Below are 22190 nucleotides of genomic sequence, written 5' to 3'. Positions count from 1 at the left end.
GATCGTTCGCCGTAGCCGGCACCGCACATCGAGTCGGCTTCGTTGCTCATCAGGGCTTTGATGAAGGTGGACATCATCTCGCGCAGCAGGTCCGGGCTCGCGACGGCGAGTTGGTCCGACAGCATCTTGGACGGGTCGATAGGCTGGACAGAGGTCATCGCGTGAACTTTCTTTCCTTCAAGTGACTTGCCGGTCTTTTGAAGGATCACGCGGTGACCACCCCCTATCCGGCTACGACACGCCCGCACTTTGCTGGCGTCCGGCCATACACCATCCTGCTGGACTCAACCAGAGTGAAGGTGGGTTCATATGGCCACAAACGTGACGTCGTATGTCATGCGGGTATCGGACCTGGATCGTTCGATACGCTTCTACCGCGAGGTGTTCGAATGCTCGCAAGCACTGCGGGAACCAGACGCCGCGCTGCTCCTGACGCCCTCCGGTTTCCAGCTGTACCTCTGTGTGAGCCGGCATCACGGCGCGCTACCGGTCGGTGGTATCGGTGTCGAGCAGATCGTCTGGTCGGCCGACAGCGGGGCCGAATTACATCGGATCGAGGGTCGCCTGCGTGAGCACTACAAGAGCACCTACACCCACACCCGCAACGGAATCACCTTCGTCGACGGTGTCGACCCGGATGGCATCCGCATGCTGATCACCCACCCGACCCCCCAGCAGCTTCCCCGCGAGGTGATCGATGACCGGTTCCGGTGAGACCAGCGAATCCGGCGCCGGCGTCGTATCGGTGCGTGCACCAGCCGGTGACGACCGCGGGGACCCGACTCGGCCCGGTGCCGATCGTGATGAACGGCCCGGCCGGCCAGACTATTTCGCGACCGTCAGCAGCACTGCACTGTCCTCGATCGCCTCGAGGCTGTGGCGGGCCCGCGGCACCACCAGCAGGTCACCATGGCGTCCTTCCCATGAGGTGTCCGCGCTGCGCAGCCGGACTCGCCCGCGCAGAACCAGCAGCGTCGCCTCGCCCGGATTGTCGTGCTCGGCCAGCTCGGCGCCGGCCACCAACGCGACCACGGTCTGCCGCAGCCGATGCTCGTGCCCGCCGTACAGGGTGTCCGCGGCGCGCCCCGCCGCGGCCGCACCGGCTCGCTGCAACAGTTCACGCGCCATCGCGTCCACCGAGAATTTCTCCATCACCGCTCCTTGCCTCCCATCCGACATCACTTCGATTCGTCATCTTCCCGCACCACCCGATCCCGGACCGGCAGGTCCCGGTAACCGGCTCTGCGACCGGGGCATCGACATCGACGTCATCCTCATGTTCTCGATGCATCGCTACCGCGCCGACCTGTCGAGCGTCTCACCGGATCGAGACGGTGACCGCGATGGTTCCGGACAAGGTAGTGAAAGTCGGTGCCGGTCTTGCCGGTACAAACCGCGCAAGCCTTGCGCGACAAGGGTTTCGAGGGTGCGGTGCCCCTGGTCGGCAACGAAGCCCACCGTCCGTACGACCGGCCGCCGCTGTACAAGGACTACCTGCAGGGCAAGACCAGCCGCGACAGTATCGACGTGCACGATCCCGGCTACTACCGCCCCGGCCGTACCACTCACCTATCCGACGGCCCTTCGTCGAGCCGCACCGAGAGGAAGTCGAACTGATGTCCGCCCACCTGAGTGTCGAACCAGTGATAGATCACGAATACCGCGTCCGCATCGACGAGGGCGGCGACCGCGTGGAATCCGAATTCGTCGTCGACCCCGGCGTCCTGGCCGAATTGGGCTTCGAACCCGGCGACGAGCAGCGCATCGTCGAACACACCGCCCGGTTTCTGGCCGATCATCAGCCCGTGATCGACTTCCCGGCCCTGGTCTACCTCGACGAAGTCGCCGCGGCATACGGCGACTACCCGGTCGAGCTGCGCCGCAGAATGACACCACATCACACCACCACGACGGCCGCCGGGCTCGATGCTGAGCGACTCCGGTGGCTGGGCGAGTTGAGTCGGCAACTGCGCGTCGACTCGATCCGCTCGAGCACCGCCGCTGGTTCCGGACATCCCACCTCCAGCCTGTCGGCGGCGGATCTGATGGCCGTGCTGCTGGCCCGCCACCTCCGTTATGACTGGGCCCGGCCCGAGCATCCCGGCAACGATCACCTGATCTTCTCCAAGGGCCACGCCTCACCGCTGCTGTATGCCATGTTCAAAGCCGCGGGCGTGGTCAGCGATTCCGAACTGGTGGAGGGGTTCCGCCGTTTCGGGTCGCGATTGCAGGGCCATCCGACCCCGGTGCTGCCGTGGGTGGACGTGGCAACCGGCTCGCTGGGGCAGGGTCTGGCCTACGGTGTGGGCATCGCGCTGGCCGGCGCGCGACTGGACCGGCTGCCCTACCACGTGTGGGTGCTGTGCGGCGACAGCGAGATGACCGAGGGATCGATCTGGGAAGCCCTGGACAAAGCCGGGCTCTACCGGTTGAGCAATCTGACCGCGATCGTGGATGTCAACCGGCTCGGCCAGCGCGGCCCCACCGAACTGCAATGGCACCTCGACACCTACCAGCGTCGGGTCGAAGCGTTCGGGTGCCGCGCGATCGTCGTCGACGGCCACGACCTGTCCCAGATCGAGCAGGCATTCCACACCGCCCGGGGCGCGGACGCCCCGACGGTGGTGCTCGCCAGGACCGTCAAAGGCAAGGGTGTTCCCGAGATCGAAGACCGCAACGGCTGGCACGGCAGGCCACTTCCGCCCGAGCCGGCCGAGGCCGCCGTGGCCGCGTTGGGCGGGCCGCGCGATCTACGCGTCAGCCCACCGCCACCGGCCCCCGTAGACCCGATCCCCACGCCCGTGGCGGCGTCGATCCCGATGCCCCGCTACGAGCGGGGAACCCGGGTCGCGACCCGAGTGGCCTATGGTGAGGCCCTGGCCGCGCTCGGTGTGCGAGACGACATCGTCGCCTTGGACGCCGAGGTCGGCAACTCCACCGGCGCGGACCGCTTCGCGCACGCGCATCCGGAGAAGTTCTTCGAGATGTTCATCGCCGAGCAACAGTTGCTCGCCGCCGCCGTGGGTGTGGCCGCCCGCGGCTATGTGCCCTACGCGTCCACGTTCGCCGCGTTGTGGTCTCGCGCCTACGACTTCATCCGCATGGCCGGTGTCTCCGGTGTCCACATCAACCTGTGCGGCTCGCACGCCGGCACCGAGATCGGCCCCGACGGCCCGTCTCAGATGGGGCTGGAAGACCTCGCCGCCCTGCAGGCGGTGCACGGTTCGACCGTGCTCTACCCGGCCGACGCCGTCGCCACCACCAGTCTGGTCGCCACCATGGCCGACATCTCCGGCGTGTGTTACCTGCGCACCACCCGCGGCGCCTACCCGGTGCTGTACGACACCGACGAACGCTTCCCCGTCGGCGGAGCCAAGATCCTGCGCGCCAGTGACGCCGACGTGGTGGCGCTGCTCGGTGCCGGCGTCACCGTGCACGAATGCCTGGATGCAGCCGACGCCCTCACCGGTGAGGGCGTCAGCGCCCGCGTGATCGACCTGTACAGCGTCAAACCCCTCGACGCGGACACTCTCGCTCGAGCCGCACATGACACCGGTGGGCGGCTCGTCGTCGTCGAAGACCATTACCCGCAAGGCGGTCTCGGCGCCGCAGTCCTGGCAGCGTTGGCCCGTCTCGAGATCCCGGCGCGCTGCGCGCACCTGGCCGTCACCGAGTTGCCCGGCTCCGGCACCCCTGCCGAACAATTGAACGCCGCCGGCATCTCGGCGCGCCACATCATCGCCGCCGCGCGCCGACTGGTCACCGCACAGCCATGACCAGCACCGTGCGACGAACACGGCCGCGAACAATTGTGGCAGGGATCGTCGATCACGGCACCGTGCACGCACTGACGTAACGCGGGCCTTGCCTGCGCCGGCCGCCCCGGCAACGATGGGTACACCGCCCTCCGCATGGGTCGCACACGCTGTGAACACCGCATTGAACAGTCTCATCTGCGTTTCGCGAATGCCGACAGGAGCGTGACACGTTCTATGACAGAAGCCACCGAACAGTCCGGCACGACCACATCCGTCTCCGCTGGACCTCGACCGCACACCAGGCCGGCGCCGGTGCCCGACGGCTCGGTGCCGGTGATCGTCAAGATCGCCCGGTTCAATCCCGACGACAACCGCGGCTCGTACTGGGAGAGTTTCCAGGTGCCGGCACTGCCGACCGACCGAATATTGAACTTGCTCATCTACATCAAGAGCTACCTCGACGGAACCCTGACCTTCCGCCGTTCCTGCGCACACGGCATCTGCGGCTCCGACGCCGTGCAGATCAACGGCATCAACCGGCTGGCCTGCAAGATCCTGCTCAAAGATCTGCTGCACCGCGACGGCTCCCCGGCCACGATCACGATCGCACCGCTGCGCAGCCTGCCCGTGGAAAAAGACCTGGTCGTCGACATGGAACCGTTCTTCGACCTCTACCGCGAGATCAAGCCCTATCTGATCACCTACGGCCCCGAACCCGAACGCGAACGGTTGCAGTCGCCGGCCGATCGGGCGCGTTTCGACGACACCACCAAATGCATTCTGTGTGCCTGCTGCACCAGTAGCTGCCCGGTCTACTGGGCCGAGAAGACCTATTACGGACCTGCCGCGTTCGTCAACGCGCATCGGTTCATCTTCGACAGCCGCGACAATGGTGCCTCCGAACGGCTCGAGATTCTCAACGAGATCGACGGCGTGGGGCGATGCCATACCACGTTCAACTGCACGCAGGCCTGTCCGCGCGGCATTCAGGTGACCAAGGCGATTACCGAGGTCAAGCGCGCACTCATGTTCAACCGCTGACAACTACTACGAACGACCGGGCAAATCCGCTGTCGCCGTGCGTCGTTCGTGATCTCGGAGGTTCGGCCGGAAAAACGGGTGCGGCCGCTGTAGGGTCGAGACCGTCGCACAGGAATGATCACGCTGTGGATCCGAGGTGGTGGTCGGATGACAACGCCCGAGAACGGTGATCGCGCCCGCATGGCGCCCCTGCTGCCCGCGGGCGAGCCGGTGGAGTCGTTGCTGCGCAAGGCACAATTCTTCACTGCCGGGACGCCCTCACCGGACTATCGCGAGGTCCGGCGCGCCGGAGGACGGGCCGCCGAGGACTTCTACCGGGAGCGGTGGCGCCACGACAAGGTCGTGCGCTCCACCCACGGCGTAAACTGCACCATCCTTTTCCTGGTACACCTATTCGCCGGCGCGGGTGCGTTATCCGTACGTGCGAGCGCCACTGTTGGAGATATGGCGCGAGGCTCGCGCACGGCTCGGCGACCCGGTGCGCGCGTGGGCCGAAATCACCGGGAACCCAGCGAAATCCGCGCGCTACAAGTCGATGCGCGGCAAAGGTGGTTTCGTGCGGTCGAGCTGGTCGGAGGTGAGCGAGCTGATCGCCGCCGCGCATGTCCACACCACCAAGGAGTACGGGCCGGACCGGATCGTGGGCTTTTCCCCGATTCCGGCGATGTCGCAGGTCTCCTACTCCGCGGGTACTCGGTTTCTGTCGATGATCGGCGCGACGATTCTCTCGTTCTACGACTGGTACGCCGACCTGCCGCCGGCCTCACCGCAGGTGTTCGGCGACCAGACCGATGTGCCGGAGTCCGGTGACTGGTGGAACTCGTCGTATCTGATCATCTGGGGCACCAACCTGCCCATCACCAGAACACCCGACGCGCATTTCATGACCGAGGCGCGATACCGCGGTCAGAAGGTCGTCGTAGTCAGTCCCGACTACTCCGATCACACCAAATTCGCCGACGACTGGCTGGCCGCCGCGCCCGGAACGGACGGTGCTCTCGGTATGGCGATGGGGCATGTCATCTTGTCGGAGTTCTTCCGCGACAGACAAGTTCCCTATTTCACCGACTACGTCAAGACCTACACCGACCTACCGTTTCTCGTGACGCTGCGCGAACGCGACGGCGGCTACGTCGCCGACGGTTTCCTCACTGCGGCCGACCTGGGTGGTGACGTTGCGGAAGCCGAGGGCGCCGCACATCGAACGGTGGTGCTCGACGCGGCTACCCGCCGGCCCCGTATCCCCAACGGCAGTCTGGGATTTCGCTACACGGAGGCCGGAAAAGGCCGGTGGAACCTCGATCTCGGCGATTTCGATCCGTGCCTGACCCTCTACGACACGCACGGTGAGTCGGTGCCGATCCTGTTGCCGCGCTTCGATATCGGTGCCACCGAGGGCGGAGATGTCGTCACCCGCGGGGTTCCGGTGACTCGTATCGCCGGCCGGGTGGTGACGACCGTGTTCGATCTGCTGATGGCGCAATATGCGGTACGGCGTCCCGGACTGCCCGGTCGGTGGCCGACCGGATACGACGACGCCGCTGAGCCATACACTCCGGCGTGGCAGGAGCACATCACCTCAGTTCCCGCGGCAGCCGCGATCCGAGTGGCTCGGGAATTCGCGCGCAACGCCGAGCTGTCGCAAGGCCGGTCGATGATCGCGATGGGTGCGGGCACGAACCACTGGTATCACTCGGATCAGACCTACCGCAGCTTCTTCACTCTGACGATGTTGTGTGGCTGCCAGGGCGTCAACGGCGGCGGGTGGGCCCACTATGTGGGGCAGGAGAAGGTACGGCCGCTGACCGGGTGGCAGCAGGTCGCGTTCGCGCTGGACTGGCAGCGCCCGACCAGGCATATGACGGGAACGTCGTTCTTCTACCTGCACAGCGACCAGTGGCGTTACGAGGGCTTCGATGCGGGTGAACTCGCCAGCCCGCTCGGCCGCGGCATATTCGCGGGGCGCACCTTCGCGGACTGCATCGCACAGGCGTCCAGGCTCGGGTGGACGCCTTCGTTTCCGACCTTCGATCGCAACCCACTCGATCTGGCTGACGAAGCAGCGCGGGCCGGTATGCCGGTGCGCGACTACGTCATTCGTGAGGTAAAGGCGGAGCGGTTGCGGTTCGCCGGCGAGGATCCCGACGACCCACGCAATTTTCCGCGGGTGCTCACGGTGTGGCGGGCCAACCTGCTCGGCTCGTCGGGCAAGGGGATGGAATATTTCCAACGGCACCTGGTCGGTTCCGACGACGCGGTCCGCGCCACCGAGGTCGCCGAGGACGCCCGCCCGGTCGACGTGGCGTGGCGCGAGGAGGCGCCGCGCGGAAAGCTCGATCTGCTCACCACGATCGATTTTCGGATGACGAGTACATGCACGTTCTCCGATGTCGTGCTGCCCGCGGCGACCTGGTACGAGAAGTACGACATTTCCACTACCGACATGCACCCGTTCGTGCACTCGTTCAACCCGGCGATCGCCCCGCCCTGGCAAACGCGCACCGATTTCGAGGCGTTCACCCTCATCGCCGAAGAGTTCTCACGCCTGGCCGCGACCCATCTCGGCACACGCACCGATGTCCTGGCGGCGCCGCTCACCCACGACACTCCGGATGAGACCGCTCAGCCCGGCGGCCACGTCGACGACTGGCGTGCCGCTCGCTCGTCGCCGGTGCCCGGCAAGAACTTTCCGAAGCTGATCACCATCGAGCGCGACTACGCCGCCGTGGCCGGGAAGATGCGCGCGCTCGGTCCGCTGGTGGACACCCTCGGCACCACCGTGAAGGGCATCACCTGGGTGCCCGAGGGTGCGGTGGAGTACCTGCGTCACGCCAACGGTGTCGTGCGTACCGGTGTCGGTGCCGGGCGGCCGTCGCTGGCTCGGGACGTGCACATGGCCGAGGCGATCCTTGCCTTGTCGGGTACGACCAACGGCGCCGTGGCGGTTCAGGCGTGGCGGGCTCTCGAGGCCCGCACCGGGCTGCGGCTGGCCGACCTCGCCGAGGAACGCGAGGGCGACCACATCAGCTTCGCTGACACCCAGACCCAGCCCCGCGCGGTGATCGCCTCCCCGGAATGGTCCGGGTCCGAGGCCGGCGGGCGGCGGTATTCACCGTTCGTCGTAAATATCGAGCGCCGCAAGCCTTTTCACACGCTGACCGGACGCATGCACTTCTTCCTCGACCACGAGTGGATCGCCGAATACGGCGACGGACTACCGACCTATCGTCCACCGCTGGACTACGCCCGGCATTTCGGCGAGCAGGGCCGGGCCGAGAATGGCCGCCCCGAGGTCACCGTGCGCTACCTGACCCCGCACTCGAAATGGTCGATTCACTCCGAGTATCAGGACAATCTGCACATGCTGCGGTTGTTCCGCGGCGGCCCGGTAATCTGGATGAGCCCGGTCGACGCCGCGAAAATCGGTGTGGCCGACAATGATTGGATCGAAGCGTTCAACCGCAACGGTGTCGTCACATGCCGGGCGGTCGTCACGCATCGGATGCCGCAGGGCACGGTGTTCATGTACCACGCCAAAGATCGGCAGGTGATGACACCGCACTCGGAGATCTCGGGCTGGCAGGGCGGTTCGGACAACTCGTTGACCAGGCTGGTGATCAAGCCGACCCATTTGATCGGCGGATATGCCCAATTGTCGTACGCGTTCAACTATTACGGCCCGACCGGCAATCAGCGCGATGAGGTGGCGGTGATCCGGCGCCGCAGCCAGCAGGTGCAGTACTGATGCGAAGGTGTCGACTTCTGGAAAGGCGGTAGCCCCGATGCGACCGATGGCTCAGGTGGCGATGGTGATGAACCTCGACAAATGCATCGGCTGCCACACCTGCTCGGTAACCTGCAAACAAGTCTGGACCAACCGGCCCGGCACCGAGTACGTGTACTTCAACAACGTCGAAACCAAGCCGGGTATGGGCTACCCCAAACGGTATGAGGACCAGCAGCAGTGGCGTGGCGGCTGGAGCCTGGACCGTCGCGGCCGGCTACGACTGGCGGCCGGTGGACGAGTCCGCAAACTGCTGTCGATGTTCTACAACCCGGATCTGCCCAGCATCGACGACTACGGCGACCCGTGGACATACGACTACCGGACCGCGTTCAACGGACCGCTCGGCAAACCGAACCCGAGCGCGCATTCGATCTCCTCGCTCACGGGCCGCGACATGGATCTGCGGTGGGGATCGAACTGGGAAGACGATTTGGCCGGAGCACCGGAGAACGCTTCCGCCGACCCGAACCTGGCCGGTCTCGGCGAGCGGGTGAAGATGGAGTTCGAGCAGGTGTTCATGTTCTACCTGCCGCGCATCTGTGAACACTGCCTGAACCCCTCGTGCGTGGCCTCGTGCCCGTCGGGGGCCATGTACAAACGCAGCGAGGACGGGATCGTGCTCGTCGATCAGGACCGCTGCCGAGGCTGGCGGTTCTGCGTATCGGGCTGCCCCTACAAGAAGGTGTATTTCAACCACCGCACCGGCAAGGCCGAGAAGTGCACACTGTGCTTCCCGCGCATCGAGGCCGGGCAGCCCACCATCTGCTCGGAAACCTGTGTGGGACGGCTACGTTACCTCGGGCTGATCCTCTACGACGCCGATAAGGTTCTGGCGGCCGCCACGACCACCGACCCCGAAGACCTCTACGAAGCCCAGTTGGACGTCTTCCTGGACCCGCACGATCCCGAGGTCATCGCTGCCTGCGAGGACGCCGGCATCCCGGCCGACTGGATGGCGGCCGCGCGCCGCTCGCCGGTCTACGCGCTGGCGGTGCGGCATCGGGTAGCGCTGCCGCTGCATCCGGAATACCGCACCCTGCCGATGGTTTGGTACATCCCACCGCTGTCCCCGGTCGCCGACGTCGTCCACGCCGCGGGATACGACGCGCACAACCCGGACCGGGTGTTCGCCACCATCGACGCGCTACGCATCCCGATCGACTACCTGGCCAACCTGTTCACCGCCGGCAAAGCCGGCCCGGTGCGGGCGGCGCTGCGCAAACTCACCGCGATCCGGGCACTGATGCGGGCAGCACAGCTGGGCCTGCCGCCGGAGGACAACCTGGCGAGCAGTGTCGACGCGCAGGAGGCCGACCTCGAGGACCTGTACCGGCTGCTCGCGATCGCCAAATACGATGACCGCTACGTGATCCCGGAAGCCCACGCCGAGGACGCCGGACGGCTGCAGTCCCAGCATGAGCAGCTGTTCTGCAGCCTCGACACCGACGGCGGCCCGGGCATGGGCGGCGCCGGGCCGCAGGATATCGCCGGATTCCACCCGCCCGAGCACGTCGGTGACACAAGGACTTTCCGCGCCGACGACGGCAGAGTCCACTTCAACCTGCTCGGCTGGAACGGCACCGGCCCCGCCCCGCGACTGTTTCCCGACGGAGGTACCGCGTGATGCCGCGAGGAGACCGAGTCGGTGTCTACAAGCTGGCTTCGGTCCTGTTGGCGTATCCGACGGCGTCGTTGCGGGCCGGGGTGGATGAACTCGACGCCGCGGCCGCCTCGGCCCCGCGCACCTCACGCGACGCATTCGGCCGTTTCCTGACCTGGCTGCGCTCGACCTCACCCACCGCCGTAGCCGAACACTACGTCGCCACCTTCGATCTGCGCCGCCGCTGCGCGCTGTATCTGACCTACTACCGCCACGGCGACACCCGAATGCGCGGGATGTCGCTCCTGGAATTCACAACCGCCTACCGCACAGCGGGATTCGAACCGACAACCGCCGAGCTTCCCGACTACCTGCCGCTGGTCCTGGAATTCGCCGATCTTCACCCACGTGGCGAGGCGCTGCTGCGCCGCCACCGCGCCGATCTGGAATTGCTGCACCGCGCACTGGCGAGCACCGACACCCCCTACATCGCGGTCATCGAGGCGGTGGCCGCGCGGCTGCCCGCGCTGAGTCGCCGCGAACGTGCACTGGTCGATCGTGCGTGGGAGGCCGGCCCCCCGCGCGAGGACGTCGGCTTGGCCGCCACGATGCCCGACGGCCTCGGTGCACCGTTCGCACCACCCGAATACCTCAATGGCAGTGGCGATTTCGGTCTCGGAGCCGGTGCCGCGCTGCCCATCGTCGAATCGGTGGCCAGCTCCCGGGAGGGCCGCCGGTGAACGATCCCAGCGCATTCGACTACATCTGGTGGGTCGGGCTGCCCTACATGGCTATCGGCATCTTCGTCGTCGGACATATCTGGCGCTGGCGCTACGACAAGTTCGGCTGGACCAGCCGCTCGACACAACTGCAGGAACAGCGCCTGCTCAAATGGGGTGCGCCGATCTTCCACTACGGCACCTTCGCCGCCATCGCCGGTCACGTCATCGGCATTCTCGTCCCCGAATCGTTCACCCGCCGGCTCGGCATCCCGGAACAGGCCTACCGGTGGTTCTCCGCCACCGCGGGCACGATCGCCGCGGTCTTGGTCATCGGGGGGATCATCGTGCTCGCCGGGCCGCGGTTGCTGGTACCGCGGGTGCGCGCGACCACGACCCCGGTCGACTATGTCGCACTGATCCTGCTGCTGATCGTCGTGATCACCGGCGTGGCGCCGACGATCTTCGTCAACCTCATCGGCGAGGGATACGACTACCGCACCACCGTCGCGTTGTGGTTTCGCGGACTGTTCGGCGGCAACCCCGAGGTGAGCTCGATGGTCGGCGCACCGCTGATCTACCGGATACACGCCACCGCAGCCTGGGCCATCTGGATCGTCTGGCCCTTCAGCCGGCTCGTGCACGCGTGGAGTCTGCCCGTCTGGTACCTGTGGCGGCCCTACATCGTCTACCGCGACCGCATCGCGACCGTGCCACACGAGCCCGGCACTTCGGGACGACGTTGGCGCAGTATCGGCAGCCGATACTGAGCCGAGACTGTTGGTTTCATCCGGCACCGTGGGGCATACAGTGAAGCAGTAGGCCCGACGCTGCCGGCGCAGCGATGGCGATGGCCGGCAGCCCCTATCAGGAGGCGCGTCACATGCCGGAATCGCCGTACCCGAACCGCAGCACCGAACACCCCGACGCAGCAGCGGTGGGGCGGCGGCCATGAGCGACAACAGTTTCGGAGCTCGCGCCGCGTGGAAGATCGAGGACCGAGAGTTCACCATCTACCGGCTCGACAGCGTTCCGACCGCGCACCGGCTGCCCTACGGGCTCAAGGTGCTGCTGGAAAATCTGATTCGCTGCGAGGATGGCCACCGCGTCACCGCCGACCAGGTCCGCGCCCTGGCCGCGTGGAATCCGGACAAGGTCGGTGCCACCGAAATCGCGTTCTCCCCGGCCCGAGTGTTGATGCAGGACTTCACCGGGGTGCCGTGCGTGGTGGACCTCGTCGCGATGCGCGATGCGATGACCGCGCTGGGTGGCGATCCGGGCCGGATCAACCCGCTGATCCCGACCGAGCTGGTGATCGACCATTCGGTGATCGCCGACGTCTTCGCCCGGCCCGACGCCTTCGCGATCAACGCGGAACTGGAATTCACCCGCAACGTCGAGCGCTACCAGCTGCTGCGCTGGGCGCAGCAGGCCTTCGAGAACTTCGCCGTCGTGCCTCCCGACACCGGCATCTGCCACCAGGTCAACCTCGAATATCTGGCGCGGGTGGTGTTCACCCGCGACGATCCGGACGGCGGACCACCGCTGGCATACCCCGACACCCTCGTCGGCACCGACTCGCATACCCCCATGGTCAACGGACTCGGCGTACTCGGCTGGGGTGTCGGCGGCATCGAAGCCGAGGCCGCGATGCTCGGTCAGCCGATGAGCATGCTGATCCCGCAGGTTCTCGGGATCAAGCTGACCGGCGCGCTGCCGGAGGGCACCACGGCTACCGACCTGGTACTCACCGTCGCGGAGTTGTTGCGTCACACCGGTGTGGTCGGCAAGTTCGTCGAGTTCTACGGTCCCGGCGTGGCGAATGTGCCTCTGGCGAACCGCGCCACCATCGGCAACATGAGCCCCGAATACGGTTCCACCTGCGCAATTTTCCCGATCGACGCGGTCGCCCTGGACTACCTGCGGCTCACCGGTCGCCCGGAGCAGCAGATACGACTCGTCGAGGCATACGCCAAGGAGCAGGGGCTCTGGCACGACCCGGACCACGAACCCGACTACAGCCAGCGCATCGAGCTGGACCTGGCGACGGTGGAGCCGTCCATCGCCGGGCCCAAGCGTCCCCAGGACCGCATTCCGCTGGCGCGGGCCCCGCACGCCGTCGCGTCCCTGCTCGACAGCCAACCGCCCGTGCCCGCGAAGGCCGGGCTGGACGAGGCCTCGGGCGAGTCGTTCCCGGCCAGCGACCCGATCGCCATCGACCACGACCGAGCCGTCGACGGACCGAACGCGCCCTGCGATTGCGGGCACGCACACCCATGGCGCTCCGCGCCACAGGAAGTGAGTTTCCCCGACGGGACGACCGCCACGGTCGATCACGGGGATGTCGTGATCGCGGCGATCACCTCGTGCACCAATACCTCCAACCCGTCGGTGATGATCGGGGCAGCACTGCTGGCGAAGAAGGCGGTGGAGAAGGGCCTGAGCGCGAAACCGTGGGTCAAGACCTCCCTGGCACCGGGTTCGCGGGTGGTCACCGACTACTACGAGCGTGCCGGGCTCACCTCCTACCTGGACAAGCTCGGATTCTCGCTGGTCGGCTACGGGTGCACCACCTGCATCGGCAACTCCGGGCCGCTGATCCCGGAAGTCAGTGCCGCCATCACCGCCGGCGATCTCACCGTGTGCTCGGTGTTGTCGGGCAACCGCAACTTCGAAGGCCGCATCCACCCGGAAACACAGATGAACTTCCTCGCCTCGCCACCGCTTGTCATCGCGTATGCGCTGGCCGGCACGATGCGTGTCAACCTGCTACGCGACCCGCTGGCCACCGCTCCCGACGGAACGCCGGTATACCTGCGCGACATTTGGCCCAGCACAGCGGAGATCGACGACGTCGTCGCCACCAACCTGCGATCGCAGATGTTCACCCGTGGCTACGCCGACGTCTACACCGGCGACGAACGCTGGCGGAATCTCGACGTCGCGGCCGGCCAGGTTTTCAACTGGGACGACGAATCAACCTACGTCCGCCGCCCGCCCTACTTCGAGCACATGACCCGAGACCCCCAACGGATCGAAGACATCACCGGTGCCCGGGTATTGGCGCTGCTCGGTGACTCGGTGACCACCGATCACATCTCCCCAGCAGGAGCGATCAAACGCGACGGCCCCGCCGGAACCTATCTACAGCAGCACGGCGTCGCACCGGCCGACTTCAACTCCTACGGCTCACGCCGCGGCAACCATGAAGTGATGATCCGGGGCACCTTCGCCAATATCCGGTTGCGCAACAGACTCGCCCCCGGCACCGAGGGTGGCGTCACCCGCCACCTGCCCGGCGGAGAACAGATGAGCATCTTCGATGCCGCGACCGCATACGCCGCCGAACGGGTGCCGCTGCTGATCCTCGCCGGAACCGAATACGGCTCCGGCTCGTCACGAGACTGGGCCGCCAAAGGCACACTCCTTTTGGGCGTGCGGGCAGTGCTGGCCGAGTCGTTCGAGCGGATCCATCGGTCCAATTTGATCGGCATGGGCGTGCTGCCGCTGCAATTCGCCGACGGCCAATCGGTGCAGACACTCGGATTGACCGGCGAGGAAACATACTCGATCACCGGGCTCACGCAGTCCGCCACCGCACATGCGTTCCCGCGTCAGGCGATCGTCCGCGCGGTCGACAACGCCGGAAACGCAAGGGAATTCACCGCCACCGTACGCATCGATACTCCCGCAGAGGCCGCTTACTACCGCCACAGTGGCATCCTGCACTACGTCCTACGCCAGTTGCTCACCGACTGAGCCGCAACAGCGAGGTGTGACCACATGACGCCATGCGCCTCGTCGGCGCACCGAACCGCCGCCACCACGCGACCGCCGATCCGAGTCGAATGAGTCGGGAAAGGAGTGGGGCGATATCGGCGTTCGCACGCCGCGTCCTCGACGTGATCGACCAGATTCCGCCCGGCCGGGTGATGTCCTATGGCGCGATCGGCGACCTGGTCGGCGCCGGTCCCCGGCAAATCGGCCGGGTCATGACCGCCTGGGCCGACGAGACCCACTGGCATCGGGTCGTGCGCGCCGACGGCACGCCCGCGTCCTGCCACGCCGGCAGCGCCGCCGACCTCCTGCGCGCCGAAGGCACCCCGATGCGCGGGAGCCGGGTGGACATGACGCGCGCGCGGTGGAACGGCCCGCCCGATCACCCGGGCATCGACGGATAGCTGACTCGTGTTCCACTGACCACCGCGAAGCTTGTCATCACCGCCGGTGTCAGCTGCGCCGCACCCATGATGTGCTGTACCTCGATGCCCCGCACGAGAAGTGCGTCGGCAACGAGGCGGCGATGACAGCGCCAAAAGACAGCCTCGGCGCACATGATGGCAACGACACGTTCCGCCGCCAGCGCGACAAGTTCCTCGATCGCCTCCTCGAATGAGGGCGTCTGCATATAGTCGGCGTATCCGCGGAAGGACGTGTTGCGCCATCCGGTGTTGATCGAACATTCCGCCGGTTTGCGTAGTCCGCCCAGCCCCGGCATCGGCCGGTAGTCGATACCAGCGGCGGCCAGCGATCCCGCGAGCCGGTCGATGTGGAACTGAGGATTGTGCCGAGACTTGGGCACGGTCCGGATGTCTGCCACCACACCGATGCCGACATGCTGCAGTATCCCGATGAACTCCGTGATGGCACGGGTGGAATGGCCGATGGTGTAAACGGTCGACATGGCCCTCCGGAGGTTGGTCATAGTGCCGTCTCGGCAACAGGTTTCATCGGACGGTGCAGTCGCGAGCTCGGCGGGGGTGTGCCGGCACTTGCGCGGAATCGTCGAGAATCTCCGAAAGGTACCGCGTGGGCGTGGCGCTCTCCTACACAGGCTCGAACAGACAGCTCCCAGCCCCGGCACCGGAGTGCCGGCCCGTGGTGGCCTCGTACTCGCGCGGCGGGGTCGTAGTGCCCTAGCAGCTGCTGAACGTATGTCTGACGATGACGTCATGGCCTTCGATACCGACACCGGTGTCGCGGCCGTGCCGGTGGTCGCTTGTTCGGGGTTGACCAAGGATTTCGGTGGCGGCCGCGGTGTCTTCGATCTGGACTTCACGGTGGGACGCGGTGAGACGTTCGGTTTCGTCGGCCCGAACGGTGCCGGAAAGACCACGACGATCCGGCTGTTGATGGATCTGGCCCGTCCCGATCGCGGACACGCTCGCTTGTTCGGGCTCGACTCACATACCGACAGTGTCGCCATCAAGCGCCGGGTCGGCTATCTGCCGGGTGAGCTGGTGCAATGGCCGAGGGTCACCGCAGGGTACGTGCTGGGAATGCTGGCGGGCCTACGGGGCGGAGTGGACGAGACATACCTCCACACACTGGCCGGCAATCTGCATTTGGACCTCGGCCGCCGCTACCAGGACCTCTCGCACGGCAACAAGCAGAAACTCGGGCTGGTCCAGGCATTCATGCACAGACCGGACCTGCTCATCCTCGACGAACCCACCCTCGGACTGGATCCGTTGATGCAGCGCGTGTTCCACGACATGCTCCGTAGCGCAACCGCCGCCGGCGCCACCGTGCTGCTGTCCTCGCACGTGTTGTCCGAAGTCGAATCGGTGTGTGACCGCATCGCACTCGTCCGCGACGGGCGGGTACGGCGAATAGGTTCGTTGAACGAGTTGCGCGCCAAGCGAATCCACCGCGTAGAGGCCGTGATCACCGGAGAACTGGACGTCGACGCGGTGGCCGCCGTACCCGGGGTCGCCCAACCGCGGCTCGTGGATCACCGGTTGACCTGCTCGGTGCAGGGATCGATCGGGCCGCTGTTGCAGATGCTGTCCGCTACGGGCGTCATCGAGCTCGACAGCCACGAGCAGTCACTCGAGGAGGTGTTCCTCCGTGAGTTCGACACCGCCGAGCCTGTGGCTGGTCGCTGACACCGTGCGCGCGCACCGGCGCGGGATCGTGGCATGGATCCTGGGCAGCGCGCTGGCGATGACGGCCATCGCGAGCGGATTCCGCAGTGAGACAGCCCGTTTCGCGGGCGGGGCGCGGGGCATGGCCGACAGCATGCAACCCGGGGTACAGGCGATGCGGCTGCTGCGGTGGCCCGCGGACCGCCTCGACACCCTGGGCGGTTACCTGACCTACCACAATGTCACCTTGCTCGTCCTGTTCCTCACCCTCTACAGCGCCTTACAGGGCGCTGGTGCAGTCCGCGGAGCGGAGGCCGGACACGCGGTCGAGGTGCTGCTGTCCACCGGACAGTCCCGGTTGCGGCTGGTCCGCGATCGCGCGCTCGGGTTCGCGGCGGTGCTGGCGGTGATCGGGCTGGGACTCGGGCTGGGACTGGCCGCGGCGATGGCCGTCGGCGGCGACTCGAACGTCCCCGGTTCGCTCTCGACCGGACTCGGCTGCGCCGCATGCGCTTTCGCCGGATACGCGATCGGCGCACTGACAGGTCAGCTCGCTCCCACCCCTCGAACCGCGAGCGCGGTGGCGGCACTGATCGTGGTGGCGCTGTATTTGTACACGAACGTGTGGGAACGGTTCGGATCGCCGGCGCTGCTGCGGTTCGTCTCACCCTTCTACTACTTCACAGACTTCCGCGCTCTGGTCCCCGGCATCGGATTCGACCCGGCGTCACTGGTGGCGATCGTGGCCGGGGCGGCTTCGGTGACCGGAGTTGCGGCGTGGGTGTTCACCCGGCGCGACATCGGGTCCGCCTTGACGGAATGGCGAGCAGGTGCGACTCGGCGACCTGCGCGGGTGCAGCGACGACTGCTGGACCGCCTCTGGTCGGCGATTCTGGTACGCGAACGCGCGGGATTGGCACTGTGGGCGGTGGCCGCCGCGGCCGGTGTCCGTGTGATGGCCTGGCTCGAGCCCGAAGTGACCGAGATGTGGGACAAATTCGACGTGACCCGCCGCATGCTGCAAGTGGATCCGGGATTCAGCCCCGCCGACCAGTACCTCGGATACGTCGCGGAATTCACCGCACCGATCGCCGCCGCATTCGTGGTCACACAGGTCGCCGCCTGGGTGAGCGACCTCGACGAGGGCCGCACCGCAGTGCTGTTGTCGACGCCCCTCTCGCGCGCCGCCTTGATCCGCCAGCGCATCGCCGCCCTGCTCGCGGGTGTGGCCGTGGTCATCGTCGGCGCGACGGCCGGCATGCTGATCGCGATGCTCGTCGTCGGCGGCGACATCGACGCCTCGGCCATCCTGCGAGCAATGTCGGCCGTGGCGCTGTTCGCGCTGGGGCTGGCAGGCGTCGGCGCCTGGCTCGTCGCCTGGTGGCCTCGCTTCGCGGTGACCGTCCTGGCTGCCGGATTGGGACTGTCCTACCTGCTCATGATGCTGGTTCCCATGTTCGCTTGGCCGACATGGCTCACAAAGCTGTCCGTGTTCGGCGCCATCGGCCACCCCTACCTGCAGAATCCACCGCTGGGCGGGCTGGCGTTCCTCGCTTCGCTCGCCGTCGCCGGATATCTGCTGGCTGTGGCCGGCTCGTCCCGTCCCGCAGCCACAGTCTGACAACCTTCGCCGGCCTCGCCGGCCACGTAGCTCCGGTCGTCCGCCGGTCGGCGTGCCGCCGTCTGCTACAGGAGGCTAAGTAACGCCTGTTACATTTCTCTTCGTGAAAAAGAACGAGTCGGTCGCCCGATGGCTGGTTCTGCTGGTACGCGTACCGGCGGAGCCGTCGCGGCATCGGGTGGCTGTGTGGCGTGAACTGCGCCGCGTGGGCGCACTGCAGGTCGGGCAGGGCGTATGGGTGGTGCCCGATGTTCCGGTGTTCGCCGAGGGAATCACACGGGTGATCGCGTTGGCGCAACGCGGGGAGCGTGAGGTGCTGGTGCTCGATGCCACCGGTCACGCCGACACCGACACCACCCGACTGGAGGCGATGTTCACGGGAGAACGCACAGAGGAGTGGGCCGAGTTCCTTGCCGAGTGCACCCGGTTCGATGCCGAGATCGACAAGGAGATCGCCAAGGCCAAATTCACGATGGCCGAGCTCGAGGAGGAGGAACAGAGTCTCGAACGGCTCCGGCGCTGGCATCGCGACATCAAGGCGCGCGATGTGTTCGGCGCTCCTGCGGCCGTCGTAGCCGAGCAACAACTCGAGCATTGCTCCGATCGGCTGGCCGACTATACCGAGCGGGTCTTTCGAGCCCTGCACCAGATGTGAGACCAGCCCGGGAACCGAGGAGCGCCGATGAGCCTCGATACGCGAATCTTCTACGATGTCAACGACTTTGCGCGCGATACGCCGTGGCTGCATCCGATCGTGTCCGGCTACGCCGACTACGGGGTGGTGCTGTTCGCACTGCTGCTGACAGCCGGATGGTGGACCGCCCGCCGCAACGCCGATCCCGCCCGGATGGTGGCTGCGGTGTGGGCGCCGCTGGGCGTACTGGCCGCGCTCGCGGTCAATCAGCCGATCGCCGCCGCCGTTGACGAGACCCGGCCGTGTCATGCGTTGCACGACATCGTGATTCTGCACTGCAGTACCGATGCCGGGTTCCCCAGCGATCACGCGGTCATGGTCGGCGCGGTCACCGCCGGATTGTGGCTGGTGCACCGACGCCTCGCGGTACTCGCCGCCGTGGCCGCGGTGGTCATGGCCTTCGCTCGGGTGTACATCGCCGCGCATTACCCGCAAGACGTACTCGCCGGCCTCGCCCTCGGAGCCGTGATCGGTCTTCTCGGGTTCTACCTCGCACGACCATTACTGGCGCGGCTTGTCGCTCTTGCCGCTCGTACTCCACTGCACGTTCTGCTCACCGGCACCGAACCCGCTGGCACGCAACACGAGTCGCGATGACCGCTTTCCCCGACGATCGACCCGACGCGAAACGAGCCCGGCTGTGGCCGTTGTACGCGGCCGGATTCGTGACCGCGTTCGGCGCGCACAGCATCGCTGCCGGGCTCGCCGGATATACGAGGCAAGAGCATGCGAGTCTGCTCACCCTCGGATTGCTACTGGCTGTGTACGACGGGGCGGAGGTACTTCTCAAACCCGTATTCGGGACGCTGGCCGACCGCGTCGGCGCACGACCCGTGCTGCTCGGCGGGTTGGCAGCGTTCACGCTCGCGTCCGCCGCATTCGCGCTGGTCGGCAATCCGGGCCTGATCGGTCTCGCACGATTCGGTCAAGGCGCGGCCGCTGCCGCGTTCTCCCCGGCCGCCGGGGCTATGGTCGCCCGCCTGACCCCGGCCGCCGCACACGGACGTGCCTTCGGAAGCTACGGCGCGTGGAAAGGACTGGGCTACACCCTCGGCCCGCTGCTGGGCGGCGTCCTCGTCACCGTCGGGGGCTATGACCTGCTCTTCACCGCACTCGCGGCGCTCGCCGCGGTAGTGGCGGTATGGGCGGCGGTCACCGTGCCCGCCGTCGAGGTCATGCCGAAAACCCGCCGGACGGTTGTGGATTTGGCACGCCGTCTCAGCAGCGGCTCGTTCCTGCGCCCGACCGCCGCTCTGGCCGGAGCCACCGCCGCTCTCGCGGTCGGCGTCGGATTCTTACCCGCGGTCGGCGCCCGCCACGGCCTGGGCCCGCTGGCCACCGGCGCCGTGGTGTCGATACTCGCCGCCACCGCCGCGCTGATTCAACCCCGCGTAGGACGTGCCCGCGACCGGGGACTGCTGCGGGACCGATCCGGCATGGCCGCCGGACTTCTCCTGGCCGCCCTCGGAACCTCCGCCGCCGCGCTCCTGCCCGGGGTAGCGGGCGCGGTGTGCGCCGCGGTGATCCTCGGTGCGGGTGCCGGAGTGATCACTCCCCTCGGATTCGCGCACCTGGCGGCGACGAGCCCGCCCGACCGACTCGGTCAGACCATGGGAGCCGCCGAGATCGGCCGCGAACTCGGCGATGCGGGCGGTCCGCTTCTCGTCGGCATCGTCGCCACCGCCGCCACCCTCGGGGCCGGCCTGCTCGCTCTCGCCGCCCTCCTCGCCTGCCTCGCCGCAGCAGTAGTCCTCACCGCACGAAAAACCACCCTTTCATCTTCCTGACCACTTCCGAGCCGTGCTTGCCCCGGTGCACCCCCCGGGGCCACCGACGGCGGTATCGGGCCGCCCGGTGGGTCTTTCGGCCCCGGGACGAAGGTCTGGACGGCTCTGTCCGGCCAGACGCGCCCGAAGCAAGCTGAGGGTGAACTCGAGCGACCGGCTCGAGCATCTGATGCAGGGAGTTCGCGATGCACGCGCAAGAGCCATCGACAGGCTGGGGACCGCAGCGCGCGCAGGGGTTCGGGCATCGCGGGCATGGCGCGGTGATGATCGCCTGTTGTGGGCTGATCATCGCGATCGCCCTGGTCCTGGTCGTTACCGGGGTGATGCCGTCGGGATTACTGCTCGTCGCGCTGGGCTGCACGCTGATGACGGCCGTGATGATGGTCGACGTGGGCCGCCCCGGCCGGAATTGAGCACCCTGCCGTTGCCCCGCTCGTGCCGGGTAGCGCAAGTAGTAGTGCCTGTCCGGCACGGGCAGGTGAGGCAAGGAGAGCAACCACGATGGACATGCAATCGCCGATGATGCAGGTCATGCATTCGATCATGATGTGGCTGCACCAACAGGGCATTTGCCCGATGCCGATGCAGATGTGACCCTCCGCGCACCGCCGTGCACTGCCCTCGGCACGGTGCGCAACCAACCTGCGAACAAGGCGAAGGAGACGACGATGATGATGTGGTACGGCAACGGTCTGAGCGGGTGGGGCTATGCACTCATGATCATCGGCATGGTGATCTTCTGGGCACTCATCGGGGCCGGCATCGTGGCCCTGATCCGCTACAGCGGCAACAGCAGCTCAACCATTCCGAACACAATTCCGGAACAGCGCGGGCCCAGCCCCCAACAGATCCTCGCCGAACGCTACGCGCGCGGGGAGATCGACGAGGAGGAATACATCCGGCGCACGAAAACACTCGGCACCGGCACAGCCGCGTAACCGAGGCCGCGGCAAATCGCCGCCACGTCCATGTCAGGCTCCAGCATCATCGTCGCCCTGAACGCCTCGGACCTCAAACGACTCCGACTCCCCGACCACACCGGTTGATTCGGACGCGCATCGACGCGAGCAGCCCCGCTGCCGGTCATGCGGCTTGGCTGCGATGCTGCACTGATCGAACGCCGCTCCGTCTGTCCGCACTTCCGTGCCACGGTACCGGGCATCAATGGAGGCGGAATCGACCACGAATCCGGCACCGAGGCGACGTGGCCGGGCGAAAGGGAACGGACTCGGGCGCGGAGGGAGTGTCGGATTACCGGTGGATCTGACCCCGGTAGGGGTTAGTTTCCGGTCGGGTTGATCCGGCCTTCGAATGCG

Annotated in this window: 18 protein-coding genes and 2 pseudogenes; 17 read left to right on the top strand and 3 right to left on the bottom strand. The window is 66.8% G+C overall.

Going from position 1 to position 22190, the window contains the following annotated elements; all coding sequences use genetic code 11:
• Positions 1 to 158 (bottom strand): annotated as a pseudogene (locus A5789_RS35485) (IS256 family transposase); the annotation flags it as partial.
• 151 nt (positions 159 to 309) lie between these two features.
• On the opposite strand from A5789_RS35485, the gene A5789_RS11690 reads away from it, so the two are divergent.
• Positions 310 to 714: a VOC family protein gene (locus A5789_RS11690; RefSeq protein ID WP_064902771.1), complete on the top strand. Its 405-nt coding sequence runs from the start codon at positions 310 to 312 to the stop codon at positions 712 to 714.
• A 111-nt stretch (positions 715 to 825) separates the two neighbouring features.
• Here A5789_RS11690 and A5789_RS11685 read toward each other — a convergent pair whose 3' ends face one another.
• Positions 826 to 1152: a cupin domain-containing protein gene (locus A5789_RS11685; RefSeq protein ID WP_064902772.1), complete on the bottom strand. Its 327-nt coding sequence runs from the start codon at positions 1150 to 1152 to the stop codon at positions 826 to 828.
• A 228-nt stretch (positions 1153 to 1380) separates the two neighbouring features.
• Between A5789_RS11685 and A5789_RS38505 the strand changes: the two genes are divergently transcribed.
• From A5789_RS38505 to A5789_RS11640, 9 genes and pseudogenes are all read left to right on the top strand, one after another.
• A complete protein-coding gene (locus tag A5789_RS38505; RefSeq protein WP_155525556.1) occupies positions 1381 to 1617 on the top strand; it encodes a hypothetical protein in 237 nt (78 codons plus the stop codon).
• Positions 1617 to 3776 (top strand): transketolase, encoded by a 2160-nt coding sequence (locus tag A5789_RS11675; RefSeq protein WP_227462711.1) that lies wholly within the window; start codon positions 1617 to 1619, stop codon positions 3774 to 3776. Before A5789_RS38505 ends, A5789_RS11675 begins: the two co-directional genes overlap by 1 nt.
• Positions 3777 to 3992: 216 nt before the next feature.
• On the top strand, positions 3993 to 4799 hold the full coding sequence (locus A5789_RS11670) for a succinate dehydrogenase iron-sulfur subunit (protein WP_082940641.1): 807 nt from the start codon (positions 3993 to 3995) through the stop codon (positions 4797 to 4799).
• Between the two features lie 180 nt (positions 4800 to 4979).
• Positions 4980 to 8544, top strand: a pseudogene (locus A5789_RS11665) (nitrate reductase subunit alpha).
• A 37-nt stretch (positions 8545 to 8581) separates the two neighbouring features.
• A complete protein-coding gene (gene narH / locus A5789_RS11660; protein WP_064902775.1) occupies positions 8582 to 10210 on the top strand; it encodes a nitrate reductase subunit beta in 1629 nt (542 codons plus the stop codon).
• Positions 10210 to 10926, top strand: coding sequence for a nitrate reductase molybdenum cofactor assembly chaperone (narJ, locus tag A5789_RS11655; RefSeq protein ID WP_064902776.1), 717 nt, complete (start codon positions 10210 to 10212; stop codon positions 10924 to 10926). Before narH ends, narJ begins: the two co-directional genes overlap by 1 nt.
• A complete protein-coding gene (gene narI, locus A5789_RS11650) occupies positions 10923 to 11675 on the top strand; it encodes a respiratory nitrate reductase subunit gamma (RefSeq protein ID WP_227462712.1) in 753 nt (250 codons plus the stop codon). Before narJ ends, narI begins: the two co-directional genes overlap by 4 nt.
• Positions 11676 to 11856: 181 nt before the next feature.
• Entirely contained in the window at positions 11857 to 14664 is a 2808-nt protein-coding gene (locus A5789_RS11645; protein ID WP_064902777.1) for an aconitate hydratase, read from the top strand.
• Positions 14665 to 14753: 89 nt separating this feature from the next.
• Positions 14754 to 15086 carry an MGMT family protein gene (locus A5789_RS11640; RefSeq protein WP_063013485.1) on the top strand — a complete coding sequence of 111 codons (333 nt, stop codon included), beginning with the start codon at positions 14754 to 14756 and terminating at the stop codon, positions 15084 to 15086.
• Here A5789_RS11640 and A5789_RS11635 read toward each other — a convergent pair.
• Positions 15065 to 15589 carry a DUF488 family protein gene (locus tag A5789_RS11635; RefSeq protein WP_104364874.1) on the bottom strand — a complete coding sequence of 175 codons (525 nt, stop codon included), beginning with the start codon at positions 15587 to 15589 and terminating at the stop codon, positions 15065 to 15067. The two genes, A5789_RS11640 and A5789_RS11635, sit on opposite strands and share 22 nt — an antisense overlap.
• Before the next feature lie 268 nt (positions 15590 to 15857).
• Between A5789_RS11635 and A5789_RS11630 the strand changes: the two genes are divergently transcribed.
• The 7 genes from A5789_RS11630 to A5789_RS11605 all read left to right on the top strand — a co-directional run bounded on the left by A5789_RS11630 (position 15858) and on the right by A5789_RS11605 (position 21812).
• Entirely contained in the window at positions 15858 to 16793 is a 936-nt protein-coding gene (locus tag A5789_RS11630) for an ABC transporter ATP-binding protein (RefSeq protein ID WP_064902784.1), read from the top strand.
• On the top strand, positions 16756 to 18393 hold the full coding sequence (locus tag A5789_RS11625; protein WP_064927237.1) for an ABC transporter permease subunit: 1638 nt from the start codon (positions 16756 to 16758) through the stop codon (positions 18391 to 18393). Before A5789_RS11630 ends, A5789_RS11625 begins: the two co-directional genes overlap by 38 nt.
• Before the next feature lie 103 nt (positions 18394 to 18496).
• On the top strand, positions 18497 to 19048 hold the full coding sequence (locus A5789_RS11620) for a Chromate resistance protein ChrB (RefSeq protein WP_064902779.1): 552 nt from the start codon (positions 18497 to 18499) through the stop codon (positions 19046 to 19048).
• Between the two features lie 27 nt (positions 19049 to 19075).
• On the top strand, positions 19076 to 19684 hold the full coding sequence (locus tag A5789_RS11615; protein WP_064902780.1) for a phosphatase PAP2 family protein: 609 nt from the start codon (positions 19076 to 19078) through the stop codon (positions 19682 to 19684).
• A complete protein-coding gene (locus A5789_RS11610) occupies positions 19681 to 20874 on the top strand; it encodes an MFS transporter (RefSeq protein ID WP_064902781.1) in 1194 nt (397 codons plus the stop codon). Before A5789_RS11615 ends, A5789_RS11610 begins: the two co-directional genes overlap by 4 nt.
• A gap of 185 nt (positions 20875 to 21059) precedes the next feature.
• Complete coding sequence (locus A5789_RS36475; RefSeq protein WP_146100984.1) at positions 21060 to 21287, top strand: hypothetical protein; 228 nt, start codon at positions 21060 to 21062, stop codon at positions 21285 to 21287.
• Positions 21288 to 21422: 135 nt separating this feature from the next.
• Complete coding sequence (locus A5789_RS11605) at positions 21423 to 21812, top strand: SHOCT domain-containing protein (RefSeq protein ID WP_308248131.1); 390 nt, start codon at positions 21423 to 21425, stop codon at positions 21810 to 21812.
• The last annotated feature ends 378 nt before the right edge of the window (positions 21813 to 22190 follow it).

The sequence above is a fragment of the Nocardia sp. 852002-51101_SCH5132738 genome (assembly GCF_001665695.1).
GTDB lineage: Bacteria > Actinomycetota > Actinomycetes > Mycobacteriales > Mycobacteriaceae > Nocardia > Nocardia nova.
This window is presented reverse-complemented; position numbering and strand designations above follow the sequence as displayed.